Below are 23,656 nucleotides of genomic sequence, written 5' to 3'. Positions count from 1 at the left end.
GTGCGAGGCGGCCGTCACGGACGCCATGAGCGACGCAACCGAATCTGATCCGGTCGTGAAACGCGGCGACGACGTCGCGTTCGAACCCGTCGACGCCGCCGACGGCCTCTCGAAGGCGGTCCTCCTCGACGAGTCGGACGGGGCCCCGAACTTCGCCATGCGGCGGTTCGAACTCGACCCGGGCGCGGCCGTCCCGCGCCACACCAACGCGGTCGAACACGAGCAGTACGTCCTCGCCGGCGAGTACGTCGTCGGCGTCGGCGACGAGGAGCGAACGGTCTCGCCCGGCGACGCCCTCCTGATCCCCGCCGGCGTCGAACACTGGTACCGGAACGAGGGGGACGAGGCCGGCGCGTTCCTCTGCGTCGTCCCCAACGGCGACGACGCGATCGAACTCGTCGAGTAGGCGCTCGGGAGCCGCCGTGACCCCGCCTGACCGGAGTTACTCCAGCGTCCCGACGCGGTCGGCGACGTAGCCGAACTGGTCGCGGTAGCCGTTCGGCGACAGCAGCACGGGGTAGAACGGCTCGTCGGCGAGGAGGGGTTCGCCGTCGGCGGCCGCGAACCGCTCGCCGGACTCGACGCGCTCGAAGTTGCGCGCGAACACCTCGTAGCTGTCGGCGGCGGGCTTCGGGATCCGGTCGCGGAGCCGGAACACCGAGACGTCCTCGCGCCCGCCGGCGTCCAACACGTCGTCGGCACCGGGCGCGGAGATGGCCCCGGTCGCGGCGAGGAACGCGCGGGCGAGCCAGTAGGCGTTGTCGGCGGCGCGCTCGGTGCCCTGGAGGCCGGCCTCCACTTCGAGGGTGTGCGGGTGTTCGATGAGCCGTCCCTCGGTGAACGCGTCGGTCTGGATCACGGCGTCGACCGGCAGGTGGGGCGCGACGGCGCGGGTCACCTCGTCCATCGAGTCGATGACCGCGAACGGCTCCGCGTACGACTGGGTGGAGTGGACCGCGAGGGTCGTACACCCCCCCAGCGCGTCGAGCAGGGCGGCCGCGAGCCGCACCTCGTGGGCCTCCGCGTCTGGGTTCCCGGGGAACGCCCGGTTGAGGTCGGCGTCGAGGTAGCGCTCGCCGGCCGACAGCGCCGCCTCGTTGGCGACGATCAGCCGGACGGGGCGCTCGGGGTCGATGTCGGCGTCGAGCAGGCGCTCGACGGCGCGAGCGCCGCAGGGCTCGTCGCCGTGGATCGCGCCGACGACGGCGACCTCCGGCTCCCCGTCGCCCAGATCGTGGACTTCCATACCACTCACAGGCGCGCGGCGGGTAAGTGGCGTTCGGATCGCGGGCGGACCGACGCACACCCGCCGCTCGCCCCCTCAGTGCGTCTCGTCGACTCGCTCCGCGTACTCGTAGTCCGCGGGGTACGCCGGCGGCCGCGCGTCGTCGAGGCGGATCTGCCACCCGTCGATCGCGGCGGGATCGTCGAGCGCGGCCCGGAGCGTCTCGCGTACGTCGTCGACGTCGACGCCGTAGAAGTCGCCCGGGACGCCGTCGAGGTACTGGAGCGCGGTCTCGAACAGCGACCGCATCCCGGCGTCGCTCTCGAAGTCGACGCGCTTGTGCGCGCCGGCGGCGACCTGGACCATTCCGTGGAGGAAGGCGCTCTCGGCGGTGCCGCGCCCGTAGTTGTACCACTCGTCCTCGAAGCTGTCGTGGCTCTCGTGGTAGGCACCGTCGTTGAACAGCCGGACGCCGTGTTCGGTGGCGCGGCGGAGCGTCGCGTGCTCCCAGTAGCCGCCGACCACCCGTGAGTCGGGCGATTCTCCGGACCCCTGCGACGCGTCCGCCCCGCCGTCGAACTCGCCGCCCGCGTGCCACCCGGTCGGGTCCCCGAGCGGCGGGGCGACGCCCGGATCGCGGGTGTGCTCGTCCATGTGCGCGGCGTTCGCGCGGGAGCGACCTAACCGTTTCGCGGCGGCGGTCGTCGGTTCGTCCCGCTGGCGCGGCCGTCGGTTGCCGCTACCCGAGAGACACTTGACCGCTCGGCCCGTAGCGATCGCATGAAGTCCGCCCCGGAATCGACGCCGATCGACCACGCCGAGTCGATCGTGAACGCGCTCGGCGACGGGGCGTACGTCCTCGACGCCGACCGAAATCGCGTCTTCGTCAACGACCGCCTCCGCGAGGTGACCGAGTTCGACGAGGCGGTCCTCCACGACAGACACCCGGAGCGGCTCGTCGAGGAGGGGTACTGGAGCGCGGAGACGGGCGACCGCTACCGGGCGGCGGTCGCCCGCGTCCTCTCGGGCGAGGCCGACGACGAGCGGGTCCAACTCACGACGACGCTCGGGGACGGCAGCGAGGTGACCACGGAGACGCGGCTGACGCCGATCGAGCGCGGCGGCGAGGTCGTCGGCGCGGTCGGCGTCATCCGCGACGTCACCGAGCGGGTCGAACGCGAACGCGAGTTGGAGCGGCTCAACGAGCGGCTCGAACGCCTCGCCGGGTTCCTTTCACACGACCTGCGGAACCCGCTGTCGGTCGCCCGCGGCTACGTCGAACTCGCACGCGAGACGGGCGGCACGGAGCGGCTGGGGGGGGGGGGGGGGGGGGGGGGGGGNGGGGAGGCGCTCGACCGGATCGAGTCGATGATCGGCGAGGCGCTCGTGATGGCCCGCGACCCGGACGCCATCGAGACCGAGGCGGCCGCCGTCGACCTCGACGACCTCGCGGCCGACTGCTTGGATTCGGGCGACTTCGGCGATCGGCCGGCCGACGCGGAGGTCGTCGTCGAGGACCCGGGGCCGGTCGCGGGCGACCCGACGCTGCTCCGGCGCGCCGTCGGGAACCTGATCGGCAACGCCTTCGACCACGCCGGCGACGCCCCCACCGTCCGGATCGGCGTCGACGACCGCGGGCTGTACGTCGCCGACGACGGGCCGGGACTCCCGGACGACGACCGCGAGGCCCTGACCGAGTTCGGCGTCTCCCACGGCGGCGGCACGGGGATCGGACTCGCCATCGTCGAGCGCGTCGCGGCCGCTCACGGCTGGACGCTGGAGGTCGACGAGTCGGCGACCGGCGGTTTCCGCGCGACGCTGGTCGGCGCGGAACCGACGAAATAAAGACCGACGCCGTTGAACGACGAGTCGCGTGCGAGGGTAGCCAAGCCCGGAAACGGCGGCGGATTCAAGCTCCGCTCCTGTAGAGGTCCGTGGGTTCAAATCCCTCCCCTCGCACTGGCGACAGTGCGGAAGGGCGCTCTCGGAGCGTTCTTCCCTCGCAAAACTTCACTCGAACGCGACCAGCGGCGGCTATTTATAAACGGATCCCCGGTGGCGCGTGCCTGCGAGCGGTCGCCCTCGGCGACCGCGACGGAGCGCCGCGCGAGGGAGTCGCGGCCGCTTAAAAGCGGCCGCGACGAGGTTGGGGAGGCGTGAGGTGCGGTGCCGTGCGGGGCGGGGCGGGGCGGACTCGAAGGGGCAGTCGCGAGACGGGCGCAGGCGAAGCAAGGACCGCAAGGAGTGAACGCAGTGAGCGACTGAGGACCGCAGCGAGCGTGCGCCCGTCTCGCGACTGGGGCTTCGGGAGTGTTCGTGCCGATCGGCTGTTTATAAAAGGAAACGTCGTACCGCGGTCGGCCGGGTCTTTGGCGGCGTTTCTCCCGAATTCGGGTGCGGCGGCTTATGAATAGCTGGCCGATAGGACCGGAGGAACCGCCGCGGACACGACACACTCCTCCACGACGATCCCCGCGCGTCCCGAATCAACACGAACGTCCACCGGAAACGGAGGGTCCGAAACGGTTTTGCCGCCCCCTGACGGACGGTCGATATGCCAGCAGATCCCGACACGGGGTACGACCCCTCGCTGGGTCGGAAGTTCGTGTTCGTCACGGGCGGAGTGATGTCCGGGCTGGGCAAGGGCATCACCGCCGCCAGCACCGGGCGACTCCTCGCCAACGCGGGCTTCGACGTGACCGCCGTCAAGGTGGACCCGTACCTCAACGTCGACGCCGGGACGATGAACCCGTACGAGCACGGCGAGGTGTACGTCCTCAAGGACGGCGGCGAGGTCGACCTCGACTTGGGCAACTACGAGCGCTTCCTCGGCACCGACATGACGTTCGACCACAACGTCACCACGGGGAAGACGTACGAGCACGTCATCGAGCGCGAGCGCGCCGGCGACTACCTCGGCAAGACCGTCCAGATCATCCCGCACGTCACCGACGACATCAAGCGCCGCATCCGCGAGGCCGCCGAGGGGTCTGACGTCTGTCTCGTCGAGATCGGCGGGACGGTCGGCGACATCGAGTCGATGCCGTTCCTCGAAGCGCTGCGCCAATTCGCCCACGAGGAGGACGACGAGGACATCCTCTTCACCCACGTCACGCTCGTCCCCTACTCGAAGAACGGCGAGCAGAAGACCAAGCCCACCCAGCACTCCGTGAAGGAACTGCGGTCGATCGGCCTCCAGCCCGACGTCCTCGTCGGCCGCTCCGAGGACCGGCTGGACCCCGAGACGAAAGAGAAGATCGCCCTGTTCTGTGACGTGCCGACGGACGCCGTCTTCTCGAACCCCGACGTCGAGGACATCTACCACGTCCCGCTGATGGTCGAAGACGAGGGGTTAGACGAGCACGTGATGCAGCGGCTCGGCCTCGAAGAGGAGGCCCTCCCGAAGGAGGACCGGTCGACCGAGTGGCGGGACCTGGTCACTCGCGACCGCGACGAGGCGATCGACGTGGCGCTCGTCGGCAAGTACGCCCTCGAAGACGCGTACATGTCGATCCACGAGGCGCTGAAACACGCCGGGATCCAGACGGAGACGGAGGTGAACGTGCTGTGGGTCGACGCCGACGAGACGACCGACCGCCACGAGGAGCGCCTCGCCGCGGCCGACGCCGTCGTCGTCCCCGGCGGGTTCGGTTCCCGCGGCACGGACGGGAAGATCGAGGCGATCCGGTACGCCCGCGAGAACGGCGTCCCCTTCCTCGGGCTCTGCTTGGGCTTCCAGATGGCGGTCGTCGAACACGCGCGCAACGTCCTCGGGCTGGAGGGCGCTCACTCCGCCGAGATCGACCCGGACACGCCCCACCCCGTCATCGACCTCCTCCCCGACCAGTACGAGACGGAGGACATGGGCGGGACGATGCGGCTCGGCGCACACGAGACCGACATCGAACCGGACACGCTCGCGGCGCGGGTGTACGACGCCGACTCCTGTACCGAACGCCACCGCCACCGCTACGAGGTGAACCCCGAGTACATCGACGCCTTAGAGGCGGACGGACTCGTCTTCTCCGGCCGCGCGGACAACCGGATGGAGATCTTAGAGCGGCCCGACCACCCGTTCTTCTTCGGGACGCAGGCGCACCCCGAGTTCCGGTCGCGCCCGGACCGCGCGAGCCCCCCGTTCGTCTCCCTCGTCGAGGCGGCGCTGGAATCGACGGACACAACCGAGCGGAACGCGGACGTGAGGCTATAGATGGTCGAGACGGAGGAATTCATCGAGGACGCGAAAGCGGAGATCCGGGAGGCGATCGGCGACGCGAACGCCGTGATCGCCCTCTCCGGCGGGGTCGACTCCTCGGTCGCGGCGACGCTCGCGTACGAGGCGGTCGGCGACCAGCTCACCCCCGTCTACGTCGACACGGGGCTGATGCGGAAAGGGGAGACGGAGGAGATCCGAGACACCTTCGACTTCATGGAGTCGCTGCGGGTGATCGAGGCGCAGGACCGGTTCTTCGACCGCCTCGAAGGCGTCACCGATCCGGAGGAGAAGCGCCACGTCATCGGCGAGGGGTTCATCGACGAGTTCGAGACGGTCGCCCGCGACGTCGACGCCGACTACCTCGTTCAGGGGACGATCTACCCCGACCGCATCGAGTCCGAGGGGAACATCAAGTCGCACCACAACGTCGGCGGGCTCCCCGAGGTCGTCGACTTCGAGGGGATCGTCGAGCCGGTGCGCGACCTCTACAAGGACGAGGTCCGCGAGGTCGCCCGCGCGCTCGGCCTCGAAGCGATCATCTCCGAGCGGATGCCGTTCCCCGGGCCCGGGCTCGCCGTCCGGATCGTCGGCGAGGTGACGCCGGAGAAGGCCGCGGTCGCCCGCGAGGCGACCCACGTCGTCGAGGAGGAGCTCGAGGAGTACGACCCGTGGCAGGCGTTCGCCGCGGTCCTCGGGAAGGCGACGGGCGTCAAGGGCGACAACCGCGTCCACGGCTGGGTGGTCGCCGTGCGCTCCGTCGAGAGCCGCGACGGGATGACCGCCCGGGCACAGGAGCTGGACTGGAGCACGCTCCAGCGGATCCAGAGCCGGATCACCGGCGAGAACGAGAACGTGGCGCGCGTCGTCTACGACGTGACCCACAAGCCGCCCGCGACGATCGAGTACGAGTGATGGCGGACCGGACAACCGCCGTCGTCGCCGGTCCGGACGAGCGCGGCCTCGGCGAGGAGCTCGCGGCGCTCGGCGTCGAGATCACCCGGATCGACGGCCTCGTCACGAGGGCGAAGCTCGACGCCGCCGGAATCGCCGACGCCGACCTGTTCGTCCTCACGGACGTCGAGGAGGCGACGGGGATCCCGGTCGCGAAGGAGCTGAACCCCGACGTCCGGATCGTGACGTACGCGAGCCGGTCGCTGCCGGAGTTCGTCGCGACCGTCGCCGACCTCGCGGTCGACCCCGACCTGCTGGGGCCCGGGACGGTGGCCGAGGAGCTGCTCGCGGACGACGACGCGGACGACGCGGAGTCGGTCGGCGCGGAACCGGACGACGAGTCGGAGCCGTGACCGGGGACGGCGCAGTCGACGACCCGGACGCGAGCGCTGACCCGGACCCGGACGGCGACGCGGAGGCGACCGTTCCGGTCACCCTCTACACCCGGGAGGACTGCTCGCTGTGCGTCGTCGCTCGCGAGACGATCGAGTCGGTCGCGGCCGCCCTCGACGGCGTCGCGGTCGACCTCGACGAGGTCGACGTGGACACCGACCCCGAACTGGCCGAGGAGTACGGCGAACGCGTCCCGTACGTGCTGGTCGACGGCCACCCGGCGTTCAAGTACGAGGTCGACGAGCGGGACCTGCGCCTGAAGCTACTGGCGGCAACCTGACCCCGGAAAAGTCGAACCGCGACCGATCGCGACCGCTCCGCTACTTCTCGACCGTCTCCGCGCCGGGGGCGTTCGCCTTCACCCGCGTCACGGCCTCGACCGCGTTCGACCGGGAGGCGTACCCCTCGCCGGAGTCGGCGAGGATGTTCCCGTTGCGGTGGCGGAGCCGCCAGCGCCACTCCTCGCCGGCGTCCTCGTAGATCTCGAAGGCCGCGCTGCCGGCGGCCAGCGCGCTCGCGTCCGGCGCGTACTCGCTCACGCGCTCGACCGCGTCCGTCGCGTTCGACTTCGAGGCGTACCCCTCGCCGGAGTCCGCGATGATGTTCCCGTTGTCGTGGACGAGCCGCCAGCGCCACTTGCCGCCCTTGTCCTCGTAGGCTTCGAACGTCGCCTTGCTCTCGTCGCCGCCCGCCCGCCCCTCGTCGTCGCTGTCGGGGAACGCGAGGCCCGCGCCGCCCGCGTTCGACCTGACGCTGTCGAGCCCCTGCTGGGCCTTCTGCCGGGAGGCGTACCCCTCGCCGGAGTCGGCGAGGACGTTCCCGTTCTCGTGGACGAGCCGCCAGCGCCAGCTCCCGCCCCTGTCCTCGTACACCTCGAACGCCGCGGGGTCGATCCGGAGGTAGTCCGCGGCCGCGACGTGGTCGCGCAGCTTCGAGAGCGCGCGCTTCGCGTTCGACTTGGAGGCGTACCCCTCGCCGGAGTCGCCGACGATCTCGCCGTTGTCGTGGCGGAGCCGGAAGCGCCACTCGTCGGCGCTGTCGGCGTACAGCTCGAAGGTCGCCTGGCTCTCCGGCGCGGCGTCCTCGTCCGGGATGGCCACGTCCGGCTCCGCGGCGTCCTCCGGCTCGGGTCCGTCGTCGTCGGCCACCGCCTCGGCCTCCGCGACCGGCGTCTCGATCCGGAGGAGGCCCGCGCCGAGCGCGTTCCGCCGCACGCTGTGGAGCCCCTGCTGGGCCTTCCCGCGGCTGCTGTACCCCTGCCCGGACGCGGCGATCACGTTGCCGTTGCGGTGGCGGAGCCGCCAGCGCGGCTTCCCGCTCGCGTCCTCGAACAGCTCGAACCGGGCCTTGCTCTCGCGGAGGGCCGCGGTCTCGGCGCGCGCCGACTCCAGCGCCGACTCGGTCTCGGACAGCTCGGCGGCGGTCGCGTCGAGTTCGGACTCTGTCGCGTCGAGTTCGGACTCTGTCGCGTCGAGTTCCGCCCGCGCCGTCTCCAGTTCCGCGTTCGCCTCGTCGCGCTCGGCGGCCGCGCTCGCGCTCTCGGCGCGCATCCGGTCGTAGTCCTCGTAGACGGGGTCCGAGAGCAGCGGGACGACCGTCCCGGCCAGCCCGATGAGCAACAGTCCGAGGCCGTACAGCCCGATCACGGTCGCGTCGCCGGACGCGGTGAACCACCCGTCCGGGAAGATGTTGACGAACCAGACGACGCCGACGACGCTCACCGCCGTGCCGAGGTAGCCGAGGTAGGTCCCGGCCCGCCGGAGCGGGAACCGGATCACGGCCCCGAGCATCACGAACACCGGTGCCAGCGCCGCCAGCGCGTACCCGATCCCGCGCGTCGTCGTCGCCGACTCGGTGAGGAGGAACACCGCGACCCCGGCCAGCCCGAGCAACACCCCGAACCCGAACAGCCAGTAGCCGTTCACCTCGTCGTTCGTGGTCGGCGTCCCGATCCGTCGCTCGTACAGTCCGCCGCCGTTCGATTCGCTATCAGTTGCCATGCCGGGTGGAACTCCGGCTACCCGTTTATAAGTGGGGGTGAACGGCACCTTGGGTCCCCGTCTCGTTCGACTACCGCGACCCGAGCGTTTACCCGTCGAACGGTCCCTGTTGGGACGTATGTACGTGCTTCGAGGCGGACGCGTCGCGGACGTAGACGGGACTCGCAAAGCGGATGTCGCGGTCGCGGACGGCGAGATCGTCGCGGTCGGCGACCCGGAGACGGTCGACGCCGCGGTCGACGAGGCGGACGGCGAGGTCACGACGGTCGACGCCGACGGGCGGGTCGTCGCGCCCGGCCTGATCGACGCGCACGTCCACGCGATGATGGACGGACGCCCGGACGTCTCGACCGCGGTCTCCGACAGCGACTACACGGCGAGCTACCGGACCGCGAGCAACCTGGCGGCGGCGGTCGAGGCCGGCGTCACGACCGTCCGCGACCTCGGGAGCCGGGGGACGCTCGCGCTCGACGCCGGCGAGGCGGTCGCCGCCGGCGACCTCGACGGGCCGCGGGTGCTCGCGTGCGGCCGCAACGTGATCATGACCGGCGGGCACGGCAACTGGTTCGGGCGCGAGGCCGACGGCCCCGCCGAGGTGCGGAAGGCGGCCCGCGAACAGCTGAAGGCGGGCGCTGACGTGCTCAAGTGTATGGCCACCGGCGGCGTCCTCACCGAGGGCGCGGTGACGGGCGCGCCGGAGCTGACGCCCGAGGAACTCGCGGCGTTCACCGACGCGGCCGCCCCCACGAACACCCCGACCGCGGCCCACGCCCACGGCGAGGAGGGGATCAAGAACGCGGTCGAGGCCGGCATCTCCAGCGTCGAACACGGGACGTTCATGGACCGGGAAGCGGCCGAGATGATGGCCGAGCGCGGCACCTACTGGGTCCCGACCGCGAGCGCGCTCCGCGGCATCGTCGAGAACGGCGTGGAGGCCGGCATCCCCGAGGACGCGGTCGCGAAGGCCGAAGACGCCGCCGACCGCTTCGACGACGCGTGGGACCACGCGCTCGACGCGGACGTCCCCATCGCGATGGGGACCGACGCGGGCACCCCGTTCAACTTCTTCGCGGACATCCCGCGGGAGCTCGAGTACATGGTCGAGTACGGGCTCTCGCCGGAGCGGGCGCTGGAGGCCGCCACCGTCAACGCCGCGGACCTGCTCGGCCTCGACGATGTCGGGCGCGTCGCCGAGGGGTACCGGGCCGACCTCGTCGTCCTCGATTCCGACCCCAACGCCGACGCCGAGGCGTGGCAGGATCCGGACGCGGTGTTCGCGCGCGGCGGGCGGGTCGTCTGAGCGGGGCGGGCGCGACCGCCACTCCACGACCCCGACCGCGAGCGCCCTGACGCCCTATCGCACGGGCGGCGAGCGGTTCCTTTTACCCGGTCCCGACCCCAGTTTCAATCGATGACCACCTCGTCGACGCGGCACGCCGACCCGGACGAGAACCCGTACGTCGAGGAGCCGCCGACGGACTTCGACCCGGTCGCGGAGCTCTCGCCCGAGGCGGCCGCCGAGCAGGCCGCCCGCCTCCGGGCCGCGGTCCGCGAACACGACCACCGGTACTACGTCGAGGCGGACCCCCTGATCTCGGACGAGGCGTACGACGCCCTCTTCGCCCGGCTGAGGGCGCTCGAAGACGCGTTCGACCTTCCGACCGAGAACTCCCCGACCCGGCGGGTCGGCGGCGAGCCGCTCGACGAACTGGAGGCCGTCGAACACGTCGCGCCGATGCTGTCCATCGACAACGACACCGACGCCGCGGCGGTCCGCGAGTTCGACGAGCGCGTCCGGGAGGGGCTGGTTGACGCCGCCGACTCCGGCGACCTCCCCGAGTTCGACCCCGACGACCTCGCGTACGTCTGCGAGCCGAAGTTCGACGGCCTCTCGATCGAGGTGATCTACGAGGACGGCGAGTACGTCCGCGCGGCGACCCGCGGCGACGGCCGCGAGGGCGACGACGTCACCGACCAGGTCCGCACGATCCCCTCCGTCCCCGGCCGCCTGCGCGGCGACGACCACCCGGACCGGCTCGCGGTCCGCGGCGAGGTGTACATGCCCCGCGACGCCTTCGAGGCGTACAACGAGGCGCTGATCGAGCGCGGCGAGGAGCCGTTCGCGAACCCCCGGAACGCGGCCGCGGGCACGCTCCGACAGCTCGACCCCGCGGTCGTCGCCGAGCGCCCGCTCGACGTGTTCTTCTTCGACGTGCTGGCGTGGGAGACGGACGGCTCTGAAGACTCCGACGCCTCCGCGCGCCCCGAGCGACACCGCGACGCGCTGGACGCGTTCGAGTCGCTCGGGCTCCGTCGGAACGACCGCGTCGCGGTCGTCGACGGGATCGAGGCCGCGATCGACTACCGCGACGAGATCCTCGCGGCCCGCGAGGACCTGAACTACGCGGTCGACGGCGTCGTGATCAAGGTGGACGCGCTCGCCCACCGCGAGGCGCTCGGGACCACCTCGCGCGCGCCCCGCTGGGCGTTCGCGCACAAGTTCCCCCCGCGGACCGCGACGACGACGGTCGAGGGCGTGACGGTCCAGGTGGGTCGCACCGGGCGGCTCACGCCCGTCGCCGAGCTCAGCCCCGTCGACGTCGGCGGCGTCACGGTCTCGCGCGCGACGCTCCACAACCCCGCGGAGATCGAGGCGCTCGGCGTGAACGTCGGCGACCGCGTCCGGATCTACCGCGCGGGCGACGTGATCCCCTACGTCCCCGAGGTCGTCGAGAAGCGCAGCGAGGGGACGTACGCGTTCCCCGACGCCTGCCCCGTCTGCGGGGCCGCGGTCGTGCGCGACGGTCCCCTCGCGTTCTGTACCGGCGGGCTCGGCTGCCCGGCGCAACTGGAGCGCGCGGTCGAACACTGGGCGCGCCGCGACGCCCTCGACGTGGAGGGGCTCGGCCCCGAGCGGGTCGAACAGCTCCGGGAGGCCGGCCTCGTGGAGTCGCTGCCCGACCTCTACGACCTGACCGTCGAGGACCTGACCGGACTGGAGGGGTGGGGCGAGACGAGCGCCGAGAACCTGATCGCCGAACTCGACGCGACCCGCGAGCCGTCGCTCGACGACTTCCTCGCGGGGCTCGGGATCCCGGACGTCGGCGCGACGACCGCCCGGGCGCTCGCGGCGCACTTCGGGACGCTCGACGCCCTCCTCGACGCGGACGAGGCGGCCCTCCGCGAGGTCGACGACGTGGGGCCCGAGGTGGCCGAGTCGATCCGGACCTTCCTCGACAACGAGGAGAACCGCGCCGCGATCGAGGGGCTCCGCGAGCGCGGCGTCGACCCCGAGCCGTTCGAGACGGGCGCGGGCGACGGCCCGGCCGACGCGCTCGGCGGACTCACCTTCGTGTTCACCGGGTCGCTGTCGGTCCCCCGGAGCGACGCGCAGGCGCACGTCGAGGCGCACGGCGCGAACGCCACCTCCAGCGTCTCCGGCAACACCGACTACCTCGTCGCCGGCGAGAGTCCGGGGCGGTCGAAGCGCGACGACGCCGCGGCGGAGGACGTGCCCGTCCTCGACGAGGGGGAGTTCGCCGACCTGCTCGCCGACCGCGGCGTCGCCTGGCCGCCGGAAGCCGACGCGTAGCGCCGAGCGTCGGCAGTACCGGTCGAAAAACGGGATCCCGCGCGTCTCGACCCACAACCCTTTATCCCGTACCGCCGGAACCGGAAGGCATGACCGCGATCGAACTGCGGGGCGTGACCAAGGAGTTCGCCGACGTCACGGCCGTTCGCGACCTCGATCTCACCGTCGAAGACGGCGAGGTGTACGGGTTCCTCGGGCCGAACGGCGCGGGCAAGTCGACGACGATCGACATGCTCTTAGACCTCGTGCGCCCGACCGCGGGGACGGTCCGCGTCCTCGGCGCGGACGTCGCGACCGACGGCGTCGAGATCCGCCGGCGGACCGGCGTGCTCCCGGACGGGTTCTCGGTGTACGACCGCCTCTCCGGTCGGCGACACGTCGAGTTCGCCGTCGAGTCGAAGGACGCCGACGACGACCCGGACGCGCTGCTCGATCGGGTGGGCCTCGACGGCGACGGCGATCGCCCGGCCGGCGAGTACTCGAAGGGGATGCGCCAGCGGCTCGCCCTGGCGATGGCGCTCGTCGACGACCCGGACCTGCTGATCCTCGACGAGCCCTCTTCCGGCCTCGACCCGGCGGGCGCGAAGGAGATGCGCGAGATCGTCCGCGCCGAGGCAGACCGCGGCGCGACCGTCTTCTTCTCCTCGCACATCCTCGAACAGGTCGACGCCGTCTGCGATCGGGTCGGCATCCTGCGCGACGGCGAACTGGTCGCCGAGGACTCCGTCGAGGGGCTCCGCGAGGCCGTCGGCGGCGAGGAGACGCTCGAAGTCGCGGCCGCGGGTGCCGACGACGCCGCGGTCGACGCCGTCCGCGCGCTCGCGGGCGTCTCCGGCGTCACCCGCGACGGCGACGTGCTGGTGGTGAACTGCGCCAGCGACGCGAAGACCGACGTGATCGCCGCCCTCGAGGACGCGGGCGTCACGGTCGCCGACTTCCACACCCGGGAGGCCTCCTTGGAGGACCTCTTCCTGACGTACACCGAGGGCGACGCGGTCGGCTCGGAGTCCGACTCGGGCCGGTCCGTGTCTGGTCCGACTGACCAGGACTCGGTCGATTCCGACGCTGCTGCCCCCGACCCAGACGATTCCGACTCGGGCGACCATGACGCTCCCGACGACGACGCCGCGGCGGAGGAGGTGGACCGATGAGCCTCCCCGCCGTCGCCCGCAAGGACCTCCGGGAGACGGTCCAGTCGCGGGGGATGATCGCGCTGATCGCGCTGTTCTCGCTGCTCGTCTCCCTGCTCGCGTTCATTGTCCGTCCCACGGGACAGAACGAGCAGTTCGCCACGGAGGTGCTGTTGAGCGTCTTCGTCGGCCCGGTCCTCGTGACGTACCTCGTCCCGCTGGTCGGCGTCGTCGTCGGCTACAGCGCCGTCAGCGGCGAGCGCGAGTCGGGGTCGCTGAAACTGCTCCTGTCGCTGCCGCACTCGCGGGCCGACGTGGTGTTCGGGAAGGTGGTCGGCCGCGGGGCGGCGCTCTCGCTCGCGGTGTTCGCCGGCTTCCTGCTGCCCGCGGCCGTGCTGATCGTCGCGCCGGTGACGTTCAACGCCGGCGCGTTCCTCGGCTACACCGTGTTCGCGGCCGCGCTCGGCGTCGTGTTCGTCGCCATCTCCGTGGGCTGTTCGGCCGCCTCGTCGACCCAGTTGCGCGCGCTCATCGGGAGCATCGGCGTCTACGTGCTGTTCGTCCTCCTGTGGAGCTTCATGACCGGCCGCCTGCTCAACGCCGCCGGCCCCGCCGTCGACGCGCTGCCGGTGTCGGCGGCGCAGATCGACGTGTTCCTCCGAGTGTCGAACCCCACCACGGCGGTCGAGGTGCTGTCGCGCGAGTTCCTCGGTGGACGGCTGTTCGCCGGCGAGACCGCGAACCGACAGATCTCGGCGGCCGCGATGCTGGTGTTCTGGACGGTCGCGCCGCCGCTCGTCGGACTGCTGAAGTTCGACGCCGACGACCTCTGAGCGGCCGCGACCCGTCCGCGACTCGCGGTGTCGCTCGCCGCGGGAAGCGGGCTCGGGCGGGTTCGAACCCTACTCACTCCGCTCGCTGCGCTCGCTCCGCTCCCTGCTCCGAACCCGCCCTCGAACAGCGCATACCTGCGGCTCACCGTTCGGTTCGCCACAGGTATGGGCTCGGGCGGGTTCGAACCGCCGATCTCAGCCTTGTAAAGGCCGCGTCATAACCAGCTAGACCACGAGCCCTCACCCGAACGACCACCTGAGAGCGGAAAACGATTTCCTTCCGCGCCGCGAACCCCGACCGTGAACCGCCGCCTCATCGGGGTCGCGGGCCTCCTCGCGTGTCTCGCCCTCGTCGGCGTCGCCGTCGCCGCGACGAACCCGGCGCTTTTGATCACCGGTTACGACACGGCCGCGGTCGAGGCCGTCGACGGCGACACCGGCGAGTCGCTCGCGACCGTCGACGCCCGCGTCGCCGACGGCGTCGTGAAACAGTACGTCGGGCTCTCCGCGACCGAGGACCTCCCCGGGGGCGAGGGAATGCTGTTCGTCCACGGCGAGACGGCGAAGCGCGCCTACGTGATGCGCGACATGGCCTTCCCGCTCGACATCGTCTTCGCGGACGCGAACGGAACCGTCACCCGGATCCACGAGGCCGAACCCGAGTCCCGGCCGCTCACGCGCTACGAGGGGACCGGGCGCTACGTTCTCGAAGTGCCGCGGGGGTGGAGCGACCGCCACGGCGTCGAGCCGGGCGACCGGCTGGTGATCGACGGGGCGTGAGACCGCCGCCGACCCGGCGCGGTCACCCGACGAAACCGCTTTCAGCCTCGCAGGCGTCGCCCCGACCATGACCGGACTCGCTCGCCGGGTCGCGTGGAACCTCCGCCACCGCTGGCGGCGGGTGTTCGCCCTCTGCGTCGTCGGTGCCGGCGTCGCCGCCCCGTTCCTCTCCGGCCTCTGGTGGACCCTCCCGCTGGTGTGGTTCTTCGGCCTCGTCGTCGCGCTCCCGGTCCTCCACACGCTGGTGAAGCCGATCCCGGAGGACGACGCAGACGACTCCGAGAACGCCACCGGCGACCCCGCGCTCGACGCCCTCCGCGAGCGGTACGCCAACGGCGAGATCGACGAGCGGGAGTTCGAGCGGAAACTCGACCGGCTGCTGGAGACCGAGGACGCCGAGGTCGCCGACCCGGGCGACGGTGCCGTCGCTGACAGGGTGCGCGAGGGAGTCCGCCGCGAAGTGGAACGGCTCCGCGAGTGAGACGCGCCGGCGGCCGCCGGTTCTGACCGGCGGCGGGCCGCGGCCGCGAAGCCGACCGTTACTCGTCGATTTCGCGGTTGTGGACCGCTTCGCCGGAGTTCCCGTCGAAGAGGTGGATCGTCTCCTCCGGGATCTCGATCGTGATCTCGTCGCCGGCGGAGACCTGCTGGAGGCCGCCGACGGTGGCGATGAACGTGTCGCCCTCCGGCGCGTCCTCGAACCGGAGATAGACGGTGTTCTCGTCGCCCATCGGCTCGACCACGTCGACGACCGTCGAGAAGGTGTGCTCGCCGGTCGCGTCGCCGGCCAGCGAGACGTCCTCGGGACGGACCCCGAGTGTGAGGTCGGTCACGTCGCCCACGTCGTCGAGCGTCGACGCCGAGAGCGGGTAGTCGAAGGCGTCGCCGACGAGGGTCTCGCCGTCCCGCCGAACGTCGAAGAAGTTCATCGACGGGTCCCCGATGAACCCGGCGACGAACCGGTTCGCCGGCTCGTGGTAACACTCCAGCGGGGTCGCGACCTGCTGGAGCTCGCCGGCGTTCAGGATGGCGATCCGGTCGCCCATCGTCATCGCCTCGGTCTGGTCGTGCGTGACGTACATCGTCGTCACGTCGAGTTCGTCTTGAAGCCGCTGGAGCTCCGTTCGCATCTCGGACCGGAGCTTCGCGTCGAGGTTACTGAGCGGCTCGTCCATCAGGAACACCTCCGGGTCGCGGACGATCGCTCGCCCGAGCGCGACCCGCTGTCGCTGCCCGCCGGAGAGGTCCGAGGGCTTCCGGTCGAGCAGCTCGGAGATTCCCATCGTCCCCGCGGCGTCGGTGACGCGCTCGTCGATCGCGTCGTCGGAGAGGTCCGTCGACTCCTCCAAGCCGAACGCCATGTTCTCCCGAACCGTCATGTGGGGGTACAGCGCGTACGACTGGAACACCATCGCGATGTCCCGGTGTTGCGGCTTCACGTCGTTGATGGTTTTGCCGGCGAGCCGGATCTCGCCGCTGGAGATCGTCTCTAAGCCCGCGACCATCCGCAGCGTCGTCGACTTGCCGCACCCGGAGGGGCCGACGACGACGAGGAACTCGCCGTCGCGCATCTCGATGTCGACGTCGTCGACGGCGACGATCTCGCCGTCGCCGTCGGGGAACACCTTGGTCACGCCGTCGAGTTCGAGCGTTCCCATGCTATCGCCCCCGTTCGACGGCGCGGCGGTTCGAGAGCGATACGTCAGGTCGGGTACGTGGTTGCTGTCGGATCATAGATTGCTGCTGGCGAGCGGTCGCGATCACGTCGCCACCCCCTCGGCGAACTCCTCGCCGAACGCGATGTACACCGCGAGCGTCGGCAGGGCGGCGATGAACGCGCCCGCCATTCGGAGCGCGAAGTCTTGGCCTTCGAGCGACGTCCCCAGCCCGGCGAGGATCAGGACGATCGGCGCGGCCGCGCTGGACTCCGTCTGGACCAACACGAGCGTGAACAGGAGGTCGTTCCAGATCTGGGTGAACTGATAGATCAGGACCACCGCGAACATCGGTCCCGAGAGCGGGAGGACGATCCGGCGGTAGATGCGGCGAATGGACGCGCCGTCCAGCCGCGCCGCCTCGATCATCTCCTCGCTCATGTTCTTGTAGTACGACCTGAACAGGACGGTACAGATCGGCAGGCCGTAGGCCACGTGGGTGACGATGAGCTCGACGATGCCCACGTAATCGTCGTTGATCCCCAGACTCCACAGGAACCCCAGCGACTCCTCGAGGGGAACCATCGACCAGAACTGCGAGAGGGGCACGAGCACGGCCTGATACGGGATGAATATCCCCGCGACGAACAGCGCGAGGATCGGCGCTTTGTACTTCGGCTTCCAGTCCGACTGCGTGATCCCGTAGGCAGCGAAGCTGCCGAGCAGCGCCGAGATGACGGTCGCGGGGATCGCGTACAGCGCGCTGTTCACCAGCCCACGTCCGAGCGCGTCGAACGCGGCCTGCCACTTTCCGAGGGTGAACGTGGCCCCGGTCGGCGGCGCGAACGGAAGCGACCCGGTGACGCCGCTGGAGGTCTTAAACGAGGTGACGAGTCCGGACTCGATCGGGATCAGGAAGAACGCCAGCATCCCGAGCAGCCCGAGATACAGGAGGACTCGGTACCCGTCGACCCCCGAGAGCGCCCCGTCGGACGCCCCGGCGCTCGTCTCCGATACCGTTCCGCCGTCGGTTCGTGCGTCGTCGCTCATAGGTTGCCTCTGTTGTACTGGTAGTAGAGGTACGGACCGACGATGCCGAGCGTCATCAGGAACAGCGCGATGGCTATCGCCGACGCGTACGCCCAGTTCAGGTTCGCGTACGCCTCACGAACCATCTTGGTCGCGAGGATGTCCGCCCCGTTCGGTGGCCGGTAGCCGCCCACCAGCGAGTACAGGAAGTCGAACGCCTTCAGCGCGAACACCATCAGGACGACGGACGCGCTGATCGTCGACCCCTTCAGCTGGGGGATGATCACGCGCCAGTACATCCGGACCGTCGACGCGCCGTCGACCTTCGCCGCCTCGTAGTGCTCGTTCGGAATGGCGCGCAGGCCCGCGAGGTACACGACCATCGCGTACCCGGCGAACTGCCACATCAGCGCGAACATCACCGCCCAGAGGACGATGTCCGGGTTCCCGAGCCAGTCGACCCGGCCGAGCCCGAGCGAGGAGGTGACGATGTTGATGACCCCGTTGTTGAAGTTGAACATCCACGCCCAGAACTGGGCGGTGACGACGAACGAGAGGCTCATCGGCAGCAGATAGATCGTTCGGAACGTGTTCTCGAATCGGATGTTCCGGTCGACCAGAATCGCCAGCCCGAGTCCGAGCCCGAGCGTCACCAGGGTGAACCCGACGAGCAGGATGAAGGTGTTGACCGCGGCGTCGACGAAGCCGCTCTCCGCCAGCGCCCGGGTGTACATTTCGAGGTCCAGATCGCCGTAGTTAGGGTTTCCGAAGCCGCTGAAGTCCGTCAGCGATATCAGGAAGTTCCAGATGATCGCCCCGTAGACGAACAGCCCCACCAGCAGGAACGGCGGGAGCCAGAACTGCGACGACTCGACGAAGTCGCTGCCGAAGCGGTCGTTCAACGCGGCGATCGGACTGAATCCGGACCCGCTCGGGTCCTCGGTGACGCCGCCGTCCGTGACTGCGTCGCCACTGTCGTCACCGGTGTCAGTGTTCCGTGTCATATGGTTCGTCGTGTGCCGAAACCGCCGAAATCCGGTCGCATCGTGGACCGGTGTTAGTTGGAGACCGCGTCGACGAAGCCCTGCGTGGCGGCGTCGACGTTGTACGGTCCGGAGAACTCGCTGGAGATCACGTCGTTCAGCGCCGTCATCGTCTCCGAGGTGACGCCCAGCCCGTGCTGGAGGTTCGGGGGACGCTCTTCGGCGTTGGCGAAGTCTTCCTGCGTCTCCTGGAGGTACGGGCCGAACTCGCTCATGTCGACGTCGGTCCGCGTCGGGATCGAGCCCTTATACTGGTTGAACGCGACCTGCGCCGCCTCGCTCCCGACGAACGCCATGAACTGGTCCGTCACGCCCGGCGACGGGTTGTCGGACGGATAGAGGAACGAGTCGAAGTGGAGCATGTACATGCCCTCCGAGCCGGGGTACGTCTTGAAGCCCCAGTCCTCGTCGTAATTGAAGTCCTCGGCGTTCCGGTAGGCACCGGCCGCCCAGTTCCCCTGGTGGATGAACGCCGCGTTGCCCTCGATGATGTTCTGGTTGGACTCCGTGAGTCCGATCGAGGACGCGTCGTCGTTGATGTAGTTCCCGAGGATCTCGGCGAGCGACTCGAAGGTCGCGCGGACGGCCTCCTCGTCGGGGCTCCCGTCGAGGAAGTCCATGTACGCTTCGTACCCCTCCTGGCCGAGCATCGTCGAGGAGAACAGCTGGGTCGTCGTCCAGGTGCCGCTCGCGCCGTGGGTCATCGGAATCGCGTCCGTCTCGCTCTGGACGGTCTCCAGCGCGTCGATGAACGCGGACACGCTCGTCAGGGAGTCGGGGTCGACGCCCGCCTCCTCGACGACCGAGGTGTTGTAGAACAGGCAGTTCAGCCGGTGGGAGCCGAGCGGAACCGCGCGGTACGCGCCGTTCTGCTGGTGGAGATCGACGGCCTCCTGGACCATCACGTCCTCGAAGCCCTCCTCCTCCCAGACGCTACCGACGTCGCCCAGGACGCCGTCGTACCGCTGGAGGTTCGGGCCGGGCCAGCCGGCGAACGCGCTCGGCGGCTCGTTGTTCTGGAGCCGGTTCGCCACGACCGCGTCGAGGTTCTGGTTGCCGCCGCCCCCGATCGGGTTGAACTCGTGTTCGATGTCGGGATACTCCTCTTCGAAGGCCTCGACGAGCGCTTCCGCGGCCGTCGCGCCGTCGCCGCCGGTCCACGCGTGAAGGACTTCGAGCGTGCCTCCGCTTCCCCCGTCGCCCCCGTCGCCCCCGTCGCCGCCGTCGCCGCCGCCCGAACAGCCGGCGAGACCCGCGAGGGTCGCCGCCCCTGTCGCTCCGACGAAGTGTCGCCGCGATAACCGCTTGTCTTGGTCTGTCATGGTACTTCACGGTAGACAATGGACGATTGCCATATATACTTACTCATTACTCTAGAACAATTTCTGAAACGTCGCCGACCACCCTCACTCGGTCGTACTCCGTCGATCTCCGTTTTCCGACGCGTCGGAACGACGGGGATATCGACGCCGAATCGAGGGCGATCGCGACGCCGGACCCGGGGTGATCCCGGCGCTGGGTCGGAGGTGATCCCGGCGCTGGGTCGGGGGTGATCCCGGCGCTGGGTCGGAGGTGATCTCGACGCCGGACCGACGGGCATACTACGGTCCGGCGGATGGGCACACGCATGCGCCCCTCGATCGCCGCGGTCTCGTATCCCGTCGCCGGCGAGGCCGGGGAGCGGCCGCTCCTCGCCGTCTGGCTGCTGCTCGCGCTCTCGGTCGTCGTGCCGGTCCTCCCGGCGATTCCCGTCGTCGGCTACCTCGTCCGCGCGCTGGCCGCCAGCGAGCGCGGCGACTCCCTTCCGCCGTTCCTCGCCGACGGGCGGACGCTCCTCCGCCGGTCGCTCGGCGGACTGGTCGTCTGTCTGGCCCTCCTCGGCGTTCCGTTCGCCGCCCTCCTCGTGACCGTCTACGGCATCGTCACGCTGGAACCCGGGGCGAACGCGCCGGTCGGTCGCATCCTCGCCGGGTCGACCGCCGTCCTCTTCGTCGGACTCCTCGGGACGTATCTCGCGCCGGTGGCCCTGACGGCGTACGGCCGCGACGGCTCCCTCCGAGGGGCGTTCTCGGGGGCGACGCTCCGGCCGGTGGCCGGCCACGCCGCCTACTTCTTCGGGTGGACGCTCGGATTCACCGCGCTCGTCGTCACGGTCGGCGTCGGCGGCGCGCTGTTCACGCTCTCGCGGATCGGGCCGCTCGCCGGCACCTTCGTCCTCGCCTACGGCCTCCTCGTGACCGTGTACCTCTGGGGTCGCGCGGTCGAGCGCGCGAGACGGCGGTGAGGCGACGCCGCGGACTGCGGACGGCGTGGACTGCGGACGGCGCGGGCTGCGGACGGCGTGACCGACCGATTCTTGACCGCGCGGTCCCGACATGTCGGTAATGCAGGGACCGCTCTGGATAGACACGCACGCGCCGGACCTCGACGAGATCCGGCAGGACGAGGCCCGCGACCGCCTGCGCCGGGCCGTCGACGAGCCGATGAACCTCGTCGTTCAGGGGCCGCCGGGGGTCGGGAAGACGGCGGCGGCCCGGGCGCTCGCCGACGCCTCCCACGCGGACCCGGAGGCCGACCTGATCGAGATCAACGTTGCTGACTTCTTCGGCCGAACGAAAAAGGAGATCCGGACCGACCCGCGGTTCGAGGGGTTCCTCGAGGGGCGGAGCCGGATGGCGAAACGCGACATGATAAACCGCGTGCTGAAGGAGTCCGCGTCGTACGCGCCGATGTCCGGCGAGTACAAGACGGTCCTGCTGGACAACGCTGAGGCGATCCGGGAGGACTTCCAGCAGGCGCTGCGCCGCGTGATGGAGAAGCACCACCGGACCACGCAGTTCGTGATCGCCACCCGCCAGCCCTCGAAGCTGATCGCGCCGATCCGGTCGCGCTGTTTCCCGGTCCGCGTCCGATCGCCGACGACCGACGAGACGATCGACGTCCTCGAAGCGATCTGCGACCGCGAGGGCGTCGACTACGACGGCGACGGGCTGGAGTTCGTCGCCAGCGCGGCGGGCGGCGACCTCCGCGAGGCGATCCTCTCAGCGCAGGCGACCGCGGTCGAGGGCGGCGAGATCACCATGTCGACCGCCTACGAGACGCTCGGCGACGTCGGCGACGACGACGCGCTCCGCGAGGCGCTCGCCGACGCCCGCAACGGCGACCTGAAGGACGCGCGGTCGACGCTCGACGACCTCCTCGACGAGGGGTACGACGGGCAGGAACTGCTCCGCGAGACGCTCCGGGTCGCCCGCGCCGGCTCCGAGTACGGCGGCGACGACCTCGCGCGCCTCCACGCCCTCGCGGGCGAGGCCGACCTCGACCTCTCCGACGGCCTCGACGACACCACCCACCTCGTCCACCTGCTCGCGGCGTGGGCCGCGGGCCGGACCGAGCTCTCGCCCGCGCTGCGGGACGCGGAGGTCGCGCCGTGACCCGGAGCCCGCCGCTCTCTCGGCTCTTCCCGTTCCCGGTGGTCGACGCCGCGTGGGACCTGGCGCTCGTCCCGGCGCTCGCGGGTGCCGTCGCGCTCCCGCTCGTCCCGCCGGTCGGGGTCGCGCTCGTCGCGCTCGCGGTCGGGATCCTCTGGTTCCACCGCGACCCGGAGCGGCACCCGCCGACGGGCGACGAGACCGTCGTCTCCCCGGCCGACGGCACCGTCTCCGTGGTGCGCGAGGAGGGGGCGCGGCTCCGCGTCGGCGTGTTCATGAACGTCACCGACGTCCACGTCAACCGCGCGCCGCTCGCGGGCGAGGTCCGCGAGGTGCGCCACCGCCCCGGCGCGAACCGCCCGGCGTTCGACAAGGAGTCGGACCGCAACGAGCAGGTCGCGATCGACTTCGGCGAGTACGAACTGCTCGTCATCGCGGGCTGGTTCGCCCGGCGGATCCACCCGTCGGTCGAGCGCGGCGACCGCGTCGAGCGCGGCGACCGCGTCGGCCACGTCTCGTTCGGCTCGCGCGCGGACGTGGTGTTGCCCGCGGACGTGACCCGCGACGACCTACTCGTCACCGAGGGCGACAGCGTGCGCGCTGGCGAGACCATCATCGCGGAGCGGTCGGACGACGCGTAGCTCCGCACGGGGTTCGGCCATACGCTTTTGTTTCACGGCGGTGAGGGGTCTCCTGTATGCCAGAAGAGACTATCCACGAGTCGAGGCGGTCGCGGACGCGACAGGGGCTGGCCACGTACCTCCGCCGGCTCGCCCGCGCGCTGGGTCGCGGCGACCCGGTCCCGGTCGACGAGGACGGCACGGTGACGGTCGACGCGGCCGCGGCCGGCGACGTCGAGGTCGAACTCGAACGCGAGGGCGGCACGGTCCACTTCGAGGTCGAGATGGAGTGGCCCGAGGAGGAGGCCGCCGTCGACGAGGACGCGGCCGCGAGCAAGGCGACGTTCGAGCTGTACGCCGACAGCGCCGACGACTTCCGCTGGCGGCTCCGCCACGACAACGGGAACATCATCGCCGACGGCGGCGAGGGGTACTCGGACAAGCGCGACGCGCGGTCGGGGATCGAGAGCGTCCAGCGCAACGCCCCCGGCGCGCACGTCGTCGACGTCTCCCGCGACGAGGAAGCGCCGGACGAGGGCGGCAGCGACGCGACCTTCGAGCTGTTCCGCGACAGCGCCGACGAGTACCGCTGGCGGCTCCGCCACGACAACGGCAACGTCGTCGCCGACTGCGGGCAGGGGTACGCCTCCAAGCAGAAGGCGAAACAGGGGCTCCGCAGCGTCAAGTCGAACGCCCCCGGCGCGGCCGTCGAGGAGTCCGACGAGTAGTTCCCGCCGCGTCCTGACCCGGCGACGGTC

At 70.7% G+C, this 23,656-nt stretch carries 23 protein-coding genes and 2 tRNA genes; 17 read left to right on the top strand and 8 right to left on the bottom strand.

Annotated elements, in window-relative coordinates:
• Nucleotides 1-25 precede the first annotated feature (25 nt).
• Nucleotides 26-406, top strand: coding sequence for a cupin domain-containing protein (locus C472_RS06445; protein WP_006629001.1), 381 nt, complete (start codon nt 26-28; stop codon nt 404-406).
• Between the two features lie 36 nt (nt 407-442).
• Here the strand turns inward: C472_RS06445 and C472_RS06440 are convergent, their stop codons facing one another.
• Together C472_RS06440 and C472_RS06435 are read right to left on the bottom strand one after the other, a co-directional pair.
• Nucleotides 443-1,246: a succinylglutamate desuccinylase/aspartoacylase domain-containing protein gene (locus C472_RS06440; RefSeq protein ID WP_006629000.1), complete on the bottom strand. Its 804-nt coding sequence runs from the start codon at nt 1,244-1,246 to the stop codon at nt 443-445.
• Between the two features lie 75 nt (nt 1,247-1,321).
• On the bottom strand, nt 1,322-1,879 hold the full coding sequence (locus C472_RS06435; protein WP_006628999.1) for a DUF309 domain-containing protein: 558 nt from the start codon (nt 1,877-1,879) through the stop codon (nt 1,322-1,324).
• A gap of 126 nt (nt 1,880-2,005) precedes the next feature.
• Between C472_RS06435 and C472_RS06430 the strand changes: the two genes are divergently transcribed.
• From C472_RS06430 to C472_RS06405, 6 genes are all read left to right on the top strand, one after another.
• Complete coding sequence (locus C472_RS06430) at nt 2,006-3,070, top strand: PAS domain-containing sensor histidine kinase (protein WP_006628998.1); 1,065 nt, start codon at nt 2,006-2,008, stop codon at nt 3,068-3,070.
• A gap of 30 nt (nt 3,071-3,100) precedes the next feature.
• Nucleotides 3,101-3,184: transfer RNA gene (locus C472_RS06425), tRNA-Leu, on the top strand.
• Nucleotides 3,185-3,779: 595 nt separating this feature from the next.
• Nucleotides 3,780-5,435 carry a CTP synthase gene (locus tag C472_RS06420; protein WP_006628997.1) on the top strand — a complete coding sequence of 552 codons (1,656 nt, stop codon included), beginning with the start codon at nt 3,780-3,782 and terminating at the stop codon, nt 5,433-5,435.
• Entirely contained in the window at nt 5,436-6,353 is a 918-nt protein-coding gene (gene guaA, locus C472_RS06415; protein ID WP_006628996.1) for a glutamine-hydrolyzing GMP synthase, read from the top strand.
• Entirely contained in the window at nt 6,353-6,745 is a 393-nt protein-coding gene (locus tag C472_RS06410) for a DUF7126 family protein (RefSeq protein ID WP_006628995.1), read from the top strand. Before guaA ends, C472_RS06410 begins: the two co-directional genes overlap by 1 nt.
• Nucleotides 6,742-7,065, top strand: coding sequence for a glutaredoxin family protein (locus C472_RS06405; RefSeq protein WP_006628994.1), 324 nt, complete (start codon nt 6,742-6,744; stop codon nt 7,063-7,065). The genes C472_RS06410 and C472_RS06405 overlap by 4 nt, the downstream gene beginning before the upstream one ends.
• 40 nt (nt 7,066-7,105) lie before the next feature.
• On the opposite strand, the gene C472_RS06400 is transcribed toward C472_RS06405, so the two are convergent.
• Nucleotides 7,106-8,785, bottom strand: coding sequence for an HVO_2922 family protein (locus C472_RS06400; protein WP_006628993.1), 1,680 nt, complete (start codon nt 8,783-8,785; stop codon nt 7,106-7,108).
• 118 nt (nt 8,786-8,903) lie between these two features.
• On the opposite strand from C472_RS06400, the gene C472_RS06395 reads away from it, so the two are divergent.
• The 4 genes from C472_RS06395 (at nt 8,904) to C472_RS06380 (ending at nt 14,340) form a co-directional block, all read left to right on the top strand.
• The gene (locus tag C472_RS06395; RefSeq protein ID WP_006628992.1) at nt 8,904-10,085 is read left to right on the top strand and encodes a metal-dependent hydrolase family protein; all 1,182 of its coding nucleotides are present in this window, start codon (nt 8,904-8,906) and stop codon (nt 10,083-10,085) included.
• Nucleotides 10,086-10,196: 111 nt separating this feature from the next.
• On the top strand, nt 10,197-12,377 hold the full coding sequence (ligA, locus tag C472_RS06390) for an NAD-dependent DNA ligase LigA (protein ID WP_006628991.1): 2,181 nt from the start codon (nt 10,197-10,199) through the stop codon (nt 12,375-12,377).
• Between the two features lie 89 nt (nt 12,378-12,466).
• Nucleotides 12,467-13,528: an ABC transporter ATP-binding protein gene (locus tag C472_RS06385; RefSeq protein WP_006628990.1), complete on the top strand. Its 1,062-nt coding sequence runs from the start codon at nt 12,467-12,469 to the stop codon at nt 13,526-13,528.
• The gene (locus tag C472_RS06380; protein WP_006628989.1) at nt 13,525-14,340 is read left to right on the top strand and encodes an ABC transporter permease; all 816 of its coding nucleotides are present in this window, start codon (nt 13,525-13,527) and stop codon (nt 14,338-14,340) included. The genes C472_RS06385 and C472_RS06380 overlap by 4 nt, the downstream gene beginning before the upstream one ends.
• A gap of 166 nt (nt 14,341-14,506) precedes the next feature.
• Here the strand turns inward: C472_RS06380 and C472_RS06375 are convergent.
• Nucleotides 14,507-14,580, bottom strand: a tRNA-Val gene (locus C472_RS06375).
• Between the two features lie 60 nt (nt 14,581-14,640).
• Here C472_RS06375 and C472_RS06370 point away from each other — a divergent pair.
• Nucleotides 14,641-15,120: a DUF192 domain-containing protein gene (locus C472_RS06370; RefSeq protein WP_006628988.1), complete on the top strand. Its 480-nt coding sequence runs from the start codon at nt 14,641-14,643 to the stop codon at nt 15,118-15,120.
• Between the two features lie 67 nt (nt 15,121-15,187).
• Nucleotides 15,188-15,601 (top strand): SHOCT domain-containing protein, encoded by a 414-nt coding sequence (locus tag C472_RS06365; RefSeq protein ID WP_006628987.1) that lies wholly within the window; start codon nt 15,188-15,190, stop codon nt 15,599-15,601.
• Between the two features lie 58 nt (nt 15,602-15,659).
• On the opposite strand, the gene C472_RS06360 is transcribed toward C472_RS06365, so the two are convergent.
• The 4 genes from C472_RS06360 to C472_RS06345 all read right to left on the bottom strand — a co-directional run bounded on the left by C472_RS06360 (nt 15,660) and on the right by C472_RS06345 (nt 20,169).
• Nucleotides 15,660-16,778, bottom strand: coding sequence for an ABC transporter ATP-binding protein (locus tag C472_RS06360; protein WP_006628986.1), 1,119 nt, complete (start codon nt 16,776-16,778; stop codon nt 15,660-15,662).
• 102 nt (nt 16,779-16,880) lie between these two features.
• Nucleotides 16,881-17,825, bottom strand: coding sequence for a carbohydrate ABC transporter permease (locus C472_RS06355; protein WP_006628985.1), 945 nt, complete (start codon nt 17,823-17,825; stop codon nt 16,881-16,883).
• Nucleotides 17,822-18,808: a carbohydrate ABC transporter permease gene (locus tag C472_RS06350; RefSeq protein WP_006628984.1), complete on the bottom strand. Its 987-nt coding sequence runs from the start codon at nt 18,806-18,808 to the stop codon at nt 17,822-17,824. Before C472_RS06350 ends, C472_RS06355 begins: the two co-directional genes overlap by 4 nt.
• 53 nt (nt 18,809-18,861) lie before the next feature.
• Complete coding sequence (locus C472_RS06345) at nt 18,862-20,169, bottom strand: ABC transporter substrate-binding protein (protein ID WP_006628983.1); 1,308 nt, start codon at nt 20,167-20,169, stop codon at nt 18,862-18,864.
• Nucleotides 20,170-20,474: 305 nt separating this feature from the next.
• On the opposite strand from C472_RS06345, the gene C472_RS06340 reads away from it, so the two are divergent.
• The 4 genes from C472_RS06340 (at nt 20,475) to C472_RS06325 (ending at nt 23,626) form a co-directional block, all read left to right on the top strand.
• Entirely contained in the window at nt 20,475-21,131 is a 657-nt protein-coding gene (locus C472_RS06340; protein WP_006628982.1) for a DUF4013 domain-containing protein, read from the top strand.
• A gap of 100 nt (nt 21,132-21,231) precedes the next feature.
• A complete protein-coding gene (locus C472_RS06335; RefSeq protein ID WP_006628981.1) occupies nt 21,232-22,281 on the top strand; it encodes an AAA family ATPase in 1,050 nt (349 codons plus the stop codon).
• Nucleotides 22,278-22,919, top strand: a complete 642-nt coding sequence (locus C472_RS06330; protein WP_006628980.1) for a protein sorting system archaetidylserine decarboxylase — start codon at nt 22,278-22,280, stop codon at nt 22,917-22,919. Before C472_RS06335 ends, C472_RS06330 begins: the two co-directional genes overlap by 4 nt.
• Nucleotides 22,920-22,975: 56 nt before the next feature.
• Nucleotides 22,976-23,626, top strand: a complete 651-nt coding sequence (locus tag C472_RS06325; RefSeq protein WP_006628979.1) for an HVO_2922 family protein — start codon at nt 22,976-22,978, stop codon at nt 23,624-23,626.
• The last annotated feature ends 30 nt before the right edge of the window (nt 23,627-23,656 follow it).

Origin of the sequence: Halorubrum tebenquichense DSM 14210 (assembly GCF_000337415.1) — an archaeon.
In the GTDB taxonomy this organism is placed as follows: Archaea; Halobacteriota; Halobacteria; order Halobacteriales; family Haloferacaceae; genus Halorubrum; species Halorubrum tebenquichense.
The sequence above is the reverse complement of the archived record's forward strand: the minus strand, read 5'-3'. Positions and strand labels throughout refer to the sequence as shown.

What these genes read in the sequence shown, in the direction of transcription:
- C472_RS06445 (WP_006629001.1), top strand. Translation starts at nt 26, where the DNA reads ATGAGCGACGCAACCGAATCTGATCCGGTCGTGAAACGCGGCGACGAC.
- C472_RS06440 (WP_006629000.1), bottom strand. Translation starts at nt 1,246, where the DNA reads ATGGAAGTCCACGATCTGGGCGACGGGGAGCCGGAGGTCGCCGTCGTC.
- C472_RS06435 (WP_006628999.1), bottom strand. Translation starts at nt 1,879, where the DNA reads ATGGACGAGCACACCCGCGATCCGGGCGTCGCCCCGCCGCTCGGGGAC.
- C472_RS06420 (WP_006628997.1), top strand. Translation starts at nt 3,780, where the DNA reads ATGCCAGCAGATCCCGACACGGGGTACGACCCCTCGCTGGGTCGGAAG.
- guaA (WP_006628996.1), top strand. Translation starts at nt 5,436, where the DNA reads ATGGTCGAGACGGAGGAATTCATCGAGGACGCGAAAGCGGAGATCCGG.
- C472_RS06410 (WP_006628995.1), top strand. Translation starts at nt 6,353, where the DNA reads ATGGCGGACCGGACAACCGCCGTCGTCGCCGGTCCGGACGAGCGCGGC.
- C472_RS06400 (WP_006628993.1), bottom strand. Translation starts at nt 8,785, where the DNA reads ATGGCAACTGATAGCGAATCGAACGGCGGCGGACTGTACGAGCGACGG.
- C472_RS06395 (WP_006628992.1), top strand. Translation starts at nt 8,904, where the DNA reads ATGTACGTGCTTCGAGGCGGACGCGTCGCGGACGTAGACGGGACTCGC.
- ligA (WP_006628991.1), top strand. Translation starts at nt 10,197, where the DNA reads ATGACCACCTCGTCGACGCGGCACGCCGACCCGGACGAGAACCCGTAC.
- C472_RS06385 (WP_006628990.1), top strand. Translation starts at nt 12,467, where the DNA reads ATGACCGCGATCGAACTGCGGGGCGTGACCAAGGAGTTCGCCGACGTC.
- C472_RS06380 (WP_006628989.1), top strand. Translation starts at nt 13,525, where the DNA reads ATGAGCCTCCCCGCCGTCGCCCGCAAGGACCTCCGGGAGACGGTCCAG.
- C472_RS06365 (WP_006628987.1), top strand. Translation starts at nt 15,188, where the DNA reads ATGACCGGACTCGCTCGCCGGGTCGCGTGGAACCTCCGCCACCGCTGG.
- C472_RS06360 (WP_006628986.1), bottom strand. Translation starts at nt 16,778, where the DNA reads ATGGGAACGCTCGAACTCGACGGCGTGACCAAGGTGTTCCCCGACGGC.
- C472_RS06355 (WP_006628985.1), bottom strand. Translation starts at nt 17,825, where the DNA reads ATGAGCGACGACGCACGAACCGACGGCGGAACGGTATCGGAGACGAGC.
- C472_RS06350 (WP_006628984.1), bottom strand. Translation starts at nt 18,808, where the DNA reads ATGACACGGAACACTGACACCGGTGACGACAGTGGCGACGCAGTCACG.
- C472_RS06345 (WP_006628983.1), bottom strand. Translation starts at nt 20,169, where the DNA reads ATGACAGACCAAGACAAGCGGTTATCGCGGCGACACTTCGTCGGAGCG.
- C472_RS06340 (WP_006628982.1), top strand. Translation starts at nt 20,475, where the DNA reads ATGCGCCCCTCGATCGCCGCGGTCTCGTATCCCGTCGCCGGCGAGGCC.
- C472_RS06335 (WP_006628981.1), top strand. Translation starts at nt 21,232, where the DNA reads ATGCAGGGACCGCTCTGGATAGACACGCACGCGCCGGACCTCGACGAG.
- C472_RS06325 (WP_006628979.1), top strand. Translation starts at nt 22,976, where the DNA reads ATGCCAGAAGAGACTATCCACGAGTCGAGGCGGTCGCGGACGCGACAG.